Annotated in this window: 1 protein-coding gene; it reads right to left on the reverse strand. The window is 77.2% G+C overall.

All coding sequences use genetic code 11. The annotated features are described in order from the left end of the window. The coding region (locus AC2W7G_RS18410) for an inositol monophosphatase family protein (RefSeq protein ID WP_485869703.1) at positions 1 to 433 on the reverse strand (433 nt) is incomplete at its 3' end. Between the last annotated feature and the right edge of the window lie 80 nt (positions 434 to 513).

A 513-nucleotide genomic window follows, 5' to 3' on the forward strand; every position in this document is an offset into this window, starting at 1 on the left:
CGCACGTGCACGCACCTGCGGGAGCGAGCGCGGCCGACGGCGGCACCTGCCGGGCTCGCGTCGCCGCGTCGTAGGAGAAGCCCGTGCCCACGAGCGCGGACGTCAGCGGCGGCGGCTCGGGCATGAGCAGGGCCCGGCGCTCCCCGTCCTGCTCGCGGACCGCACCGTGCCCGCGCGCCGCCAGCCAGGCCGTGCCGTGGACGACGTCCACGACGGCGCCGGCCACGACCTCGCCGTCGTGCTCGGCGGCGACGCTGACGGCGTACCGCTCGATGCCGTAGACGAAGTTGACCGTGCCGTCGATGGGGTCGATGACCCAGCGGACGCCGGACGTGCCCTCGCGGACGCCGCCCTCCTCGCCGAGCACGCCGTCGTCCGGGCGCTCGGCGAGCAGCCGCTCGACCACGAGCCGCTCGCTCCCCCGGTCGATCACGGTGACCGGGTCGGTGGCGCTGGACTTTGGTGGCGGCGGACGTCGACCCGCCCGGCCGGCCGCTCGGCCGCACGTAGGCG

This window comes from Aeromicrobium sp. PFPM2_SD2 (assembly GCF_057364525.1).